Genomic DNA, 5198 nt, shown 5'->3' on the forward strand with positions numbered 1-5198 from the left:
TTCCGGGCGCAACGGCGGCCAGATCGTCAACAGCTACAGCCGCGACATCGACGTGATCGAGCGCACCGTCGGCAAGCGCGAAGCGCAGTTGCTCGGCGAGATGGCCTTCGAAGGCGGGCGCATCATCCGCGAGCGTGTGGCCCGCTACGGTATCCAGTGCGACCTGAAGGACGGCGGGGTGTTCGCCGCCTTCACCGAGAAGCAGATGGATCACCTGCGCGCACAGAAACAGTTGTGGGAACGCTACGGCCACAACCAGTTGGAGATCATGGACGCCAAGCGCATCCGCGAGGTGGTGGCGACCGACAACTATATAGGCGGCATGCTCGACATGAGCGGCGGCCACATCCATCCGCTGAACCTCGCCCTCGGCGAAGCGGCGGCAGTGGAGTCGCTCGGCGGCAGAATCTACGAGCAGAGCCCGGCGACCCGCATCGAGCGCGGCGCCAGCCCGGTGGTGCATACCCCGCAAGGCAAAGTGAAGGCGAAGTTCATCGTGGTCGCCGGTAACGCCTACCTCAACGGTCTGGTCCCGGAACTGGCGGCCAAGTCGATGCCCTGCGGCACCCAGGTGATCACCACCGAGCCGCTGAACGAGGAACTGGCCCACAGCCTGCTGCCGCAGGACTACTGCGTGGAAGACTGCAATTACCTGCTCGACTACTATCGCCTCTCCGGCGACAAGCGCCTGATCTACGGTGGCGGCGTGATCTATGGCGCTCGCGATCCGGCGGACATCGAGGCGATCATCCGGCCGAAGATGCTCAAGACCTTCCCGCAACTGAAGGACGTGAAGATCGACTTCGCCTGGACCGGCAACTTCCTGCTGACCCTCTCGCGCCTGCCCCAGGTCGGCCGCATCGGCGACAACATCTACTATTCCCAGGGTTGCAGCGGCCACGGCGTGACCTACACCCACGTCGCCGGCAAGGTCCTGGCCGAAGCCCTGCGCGGCCAGGCCGAGCGCTTCGACGCATTCGCCGGCCTGCCGCACTACCCCTTCCCCGGCGGCAAGCTGTTCCGCGTACCGTTCACCGCCATCGGCGCCTGGTACTACAGCCTGCGCGACAAGCTCGGGGTCTAGTCCGCGTCGACAGAACGGCACCCCGGGGTGCCGTTTTTTCTATCCGCGCCTCAACCTTCGCTACGGATCTGCGCATGACTGATCAGGGCGAAGATCAGGCTACCGCCGACTATGTTGCCGCCCAGGGTAGGCAGGGCGAACTTCAGCAGGAACTCGGACCAGTCGATTTCCCCGGCGAACGCCAGGTAGCCTACCTCCGCCGAGCCCACCACGATGTGGGTGAAGCTGCCCAGCGCCATCAGGTAGGTGACCATCGCGATGATCCAGATCTTCGCGCCCTCCGCCGCCGGGATCAGCCAGACCATGGTGGCGATCATCCAGCCGGAAACGATGCCCTTGGCGAACATCTGCGCCAGGTCGTTGTGCATCACCTCGCGGCCGATCTCGAGGAACGCCGCGTCGGCCGCTTCATTGAAGATCGGCAGATGCAGCACCGCCCAGGCGAACAGCAGCGTACCGACGATATTGCCGAACAGCACCACGCTCCAGAGACGCAACAGTTGCCAGGCCTTTTCCAGGGTCGGCTCGGTCATCACCGGCAACACGGCGGTCAGGGTGTTTTCGGTGAACAGTTGCTGGCGGGCGAGGATCACTGCCAGGAAGCCCATGGGATAGCCGAAGCTGCTGACGATGATCGCCCATTCCTGCTCGGGCAGGGCCGCGCGGAACAGGCCCATGCCCATCAACGAGAGGCCGATGGTCAGTCCCGCCGCCACCGCCGACCACCAGAGCGCCGCCAGCGTGCGCTGCAGCTCGTGTTCGCCCTGGACGCGAATCACCTCGTGCAGGACAGCGGCGCGCGGTGGCTGCTTGTCGTCGATCTCCCGCCGCTCGTTGGCGGTCAGCGCCGTGGCCGAACGTCCGTCGGCCGGTTTCTCTTTCCGCTCCTCGCCGCGCGCACGCGGCTTGCGCGCGCCCTCCGCTGCACGCCCCTGGCGCTTGCCCGCCGCGCCGCCCTTGGCCGGTTGTCGGGGGCCGGGAGTCGAAGTCTGCTTGTCGTTGGCCATGCTCTGCACCTGAGTGGGGTCCACCCAGGTATAGAGCCGTCTCGCTGGAACGGGGTTCCGACAACCTTCGGCTGGGCCGCCTCAGCGGGGCGGTGCGCCAACGGGACAGGCCGGCAGCTCGGCGCACCGAGCCGCGGGTGCGACGGCCTGCGGCAAGGCCGCAGCGAAGCGGGCTTCCCCAGGCTGCAATGCCCGCGCGCAGGCCTGCGCCTGGCGCGCCGGCGCCGCACAACCGCGTTCCGCCAGCAACTGGGACAGGTTGAACCAACCCGCGGCGAAATCCGCGCGACGCTCGACGCTGGTGAGCATGGCCTGTTCGGCAGCGGCGGAATCGCCTGCGGCGTAGCGACTGTTGCCCAGGGCGAACCAGGCGAAGGCGTCCTCAGGCCAGCGTCGCACGGCTTCTTCGTAGGCGCGCCGGGCAACCTTGGGGTGGCCGGTTTCCTCGCTGTCACTGGCGGCCTTGAGCCACGGGACCGCCGCTGCCGTGGCCGGCAGGCGGTCACCCGGCAGGGTCAGCACCGCCCAGCGTCCCGAACGCTTCCAGGTCGATTCGAAGCTGGTGAAGTCGGTGACCCAGCGCCGGGTGATGCCCGAGCGCAGCACCAGTTCGCGGCGCTCCCGATCGAAGCCGACCACCACCGCGAAGTGCCAGCGCGGCCACCAGGAGAAAGCCTGGTTCTGTAGCACCAGCACCGGGTTGCCCGCCGCGACCTCCTCGAGCACGCTCTCCAGTCCGCCTTGCAGCGGATAGACCAGCATGCCGTGGCGGCGCGCCGCGGCGACCATCTCCAACTGCAAGCTGCCCTCGCGACCGGGAATGAACACCTCGTCCTTCAATTGTCCCGGCGTCAACGCCAGGCCGCGCTGGCCGAGCATCGTGGCCAGCGCGGCGGGACCGCACTGGTAGGCTTCCTGAGGGAAGAACGGCACGTCGCGCAGCTCCACCCGTGCGGGCAGCGCCGCGCTTTCCGGCGGCAGCCTCGGCGGCTGCGCGCAGCCGCCGAGCAATGCGGCGAGCAGCAGCGCCCCTGCCAGCCGCCTCACCGATTGATGCATTTGATGAAGCTGAAGATGTCCGTGGCGCAAAGCATGTCGGTGATGATGAAGATCACCAGGAACAGCACGATGATGCCGATGATGCCGCCCGCCGGTGCCTGGTCCAGTTGCTGGTTGAACTGTGCCAGCTCGGCGTTGGTCAGGCTGTTGATGCGGCTCGCCACCTGGTCGCGGGGCACGCCCATGGCCTCCAGTTTCTTCTGTACACCCTGGTCGTCGAGCATCTTCAGCAGTTGCTGGCGATCGAGGTTGTGCTGCTGTTGCTGCATGACCTCGGCGGTGCCGATCATCGCCGCCTGGGCGAGCGGAACCTCGGCGAAGGTGAGCAGGTGCAGCGCTGCCAGGACGGCAGCGACACGGCGAATGCTTGTTGTTGTTCTCATGGGAATGACCTCTGCGTGAAACCCGACTATCAGCCCTGGGAGGCGAAGCTTGGTTCCGCGTCGCCGACCTCCCCTGAGTATCGTCCCGATCGCCGTTTTCCGCCGCCTCGGCGCCGATGCCCGCCCCAGGCGGCACGACGACCCGCCGCGCCCAGCCGACGAAGCGGCATTCGTCTTTATGCAATTCGCATATACTCCGGCTCGCCGCGAGAAAACCGGAGCATGCGCGATCTCGGCGACATCGACGCATATCCCCGCCGCAGCCTCGTACACGGCGTCGAAACCGCGCGCCGCCCCGGACGACAGAGCCTCCAGCACGGCGAAAACTAAGGATTCCTGAGCTTCCATCTTGTCCAGATTTGCCCAACCTTGAGCGAGCGGGCCAACGGGACGGGAGTTGTATGGATGCTAGGTACCCGGCTAAAAGCCGCAAGAATCAGAGCGGGATACTCGCAGAAGCAGTTGGGCATGTTGGTGGGAATGGACGAGTTTTCCGCCAGCGCACGGATGAACCAATACGAACGCGAACGGCACTCCCCCAACATGCGGACTTCCGAACAGCTGGCCATGGTCCTCCAGGTCCCCATGGCCTACCTCTATTGCCCCGAGGACGAGCTGGCCGAGCTCATCCTCAAGGTGTCCAGCCTGACACCCGAGTTCAAGAAAGAGCTGACGCGTTTCATCGAACAGTTGCTCGCGGCCCAGGGATCCACCAGCCGCCAGCCTGTACGCACAAGGAGTGAACTGTGAACAAAAGCTTGGATTCAGACTCGATAACCACCGCCATAATGGCCCTGCGTCGCCTGCGCGACACGCACCCGGAGCAGTACCGGGAGCTGCTGCCGTTGTGCGCCTCGGGGCTGGTGGAGACCCTGGTCGGACAGAGCGACGGGGACGACCGCAGGAAGGCCGAGACGCAGAGCGAGACCATCGCCCGCTGGACCTGGCTGCAGTTGCTCGGCTGGGCCCAGAACAACAGCCTCAGCCAGCAGCAGATCGAAAGCCTCTACAGCATCGTCGAAGGCATCCGCAGTTGCCGGCCGCTGATGCAGGAGCGCGCCCGTCTCCTGCAACTGGCGCGAGGCTGAGGCCCCAGAGCGGCTAGAGGCCGTACCGGGTTGCCTGGAGATGAGCGAACATGCCAGCGTCGGCCGGGATGTCGACACCCCATAGCCAGCGCGAGGCGTCAGCGAAGCCAGTTGGACGAACCAGGGCTTTGAGGCGGCATCGGCGAACTTCTTGAACTGCCAGGCCGGTCCGCCCATATAGGTGGGGCTGCCGAAGACGATGGCATCGGCTTCGACGAGCCGAGCAACTTCGTCCAGTTCTTCAAGCGCGAGGTCGGCCAGGTGCGCCGAAGCCTTCCGCCGCGAACAGCGTGGCGGCCGAACGCCAGCCTTGCCGCAGCGCACAGAGCGCACGTGACCTGGCGCCCGCAGCGCTCCGGCCTGATTCGCAGTTTCGTCACGCCGGCGCGCGGCCTGGCGCAAATGTGAACGGTTGCCGCCACGCCGGGAGAGGCTTCTTCCTAGACTCCGCGCCACGTTCACTCAGAGGAGAAACAACGTGGCCAAGACATGGATCTACGCAGCCTCGGCCGCCGCCATCGGCGGTGCGCTGATCGGCGGCTGGCTGCTCGACCCGGCTCCGCCCGAGGCACCGCCG

General features: G+C 66.3%; 6 protein-coding genes and 1 pseudogene. 3 read left to right on the plus strand and 4 right to left on the minus strand.

The features are described 5' to 3' along the window. The coding region (locus FFS27_RS28205) for an NAD(P)/FAD-dependent oxidoreductase (protein WP_134626835.1) at positions 1 to 1084 on the plus strand (1084 nt) is incomplete at its 5' end. Positions 1085 to 1134: 50 nt separating this feature from the next. On the opposite strand, the gene FFS27_RS28210 is transcribed toward FFS27_RS28205, so the two are convergent. The 3 genes from FFS27_RS28210 to FFS27_RS28220 all read right to left on the minus strand — a co-directional run bounded on the left by FFS27_RS28210 (position 1135) and on the right by FFS27_RS28220 (position 3533). Next, complete coding sequence (locus FFS27_RS28210; RefSeq protein WP_003090842.1) at positions 1135 to 2091, minus strand: formate/nitrite transporter family protein; 957 nt, start codon at positions 2089 to 2091, stop codon at positions 1135 to 1137. Positions 2092 to 2172: 81 nt separating this feature from the next. After that, complete coding sequence (locus tag FFS27_RS28215; protein ID WP_009313934.1) at positions 2173 to 3150, minus strand: PA2778 family cysteine peptidase; 978 nt, start codon at positions 3148 to 3150, stop codon at positions 2173 to 2175. Then, on the minus strand, positions 3135 to 3533 hold the full coding sequence (locus tag FFS27_RS28220; protein WP_003090843.1) for a PA2779 family protein: 399 nt from the start codon (positions 3531 to 3533) through the stop codon (positions 3135 to 3137). Before FFS27_RS28220 ends, FFS27_RS28215 begins: the two co-directional genes overlap by 16 nt. Positions 3534 to 3938: 405 nt before the next feature. On the opposite strand from FFS27_RS28220, the gene FFS27_RS28225 reads away from it, so the two are divergent. After that, entirely contained in the window at positions 3939 to 4283 is a 345-nt protein-coding gene (locus tag FFS27_RS28225; RefSeq protein ID WP_003115217.1) for a helix-turn-helix domain-containing protein, read from the plus strand. Positions 4284 to 4297: 14 nt separating this feature from the next. Here FFS27_RS28225 and FFS27_RS28230 read toward each other — a convergent pair whose 3' ends face one another. Further along, complete coding sequence (locus tag FFS27_RS28230) at positions 4298 to 4945, minus strand: flavodoxin family protein (protein ID WP_071537937.1); 648 nt, start codon at positions 4943 to 4945, stop codon at positions 4298 to 4300. A 154-nt stretch (positions 4946 to 5099) separates the two neighbouring features. On the opposite strand from FFS27_RS28230, the pseudogene FFS27_RS34005 reads away from it, so the two are divergent. After that, positions 5100 to 5198: pseudogene (locus FFS27_RS34005) on the plus strand (hypothetical protein); the annotation flags it as partial.

The sequence above is a fragment of the Pseudomonas sp. 2VD genome (genome assembly GCF_005503585.1).
Taxonomy (GTDB): Bacteria; Pseudomonadota; Gammaproteobacteria; order Pseudomonadales; family Pseudomonadaceae; genus Pseudomonas; species Pseudomonas aeruginosa.

What these genes read in the sequence shown, in the direction of transcription:
- FFS27_RS28220 (WP_003090843.1), bottom strand. Translation starts at nt 3,533, where the DNA reads ATGAGAACAACAACAAGCATTCGCCGTGTCGCTGCCGTCCTGGCAGCG.
- FFS27_RS28210 (WP_003090842.1), bottom strand. Translation starts at nt 2,091, where the DNA reads ATGGCCAACGACAAGCAGACTTCGACTCCCGGCCCCCGACAACCGGCC.
- FFS27_RS28225 (WP_003115217.1), top strand. Translation starts at nt 3,939, where the DNA reads ATGCTAGGTACCCGGCTAAAAGCCGCAAGAATCAGAGCGGGATACTCG.
- FFS27_RS28215 (WP_009313934.1), bottom strand. Translation starts at nt 3,150, where the DNA reads ATGCATCAATCGGTGAGGCGGCTGGCAGGGGCGCTGCTGCTCGCCGCA.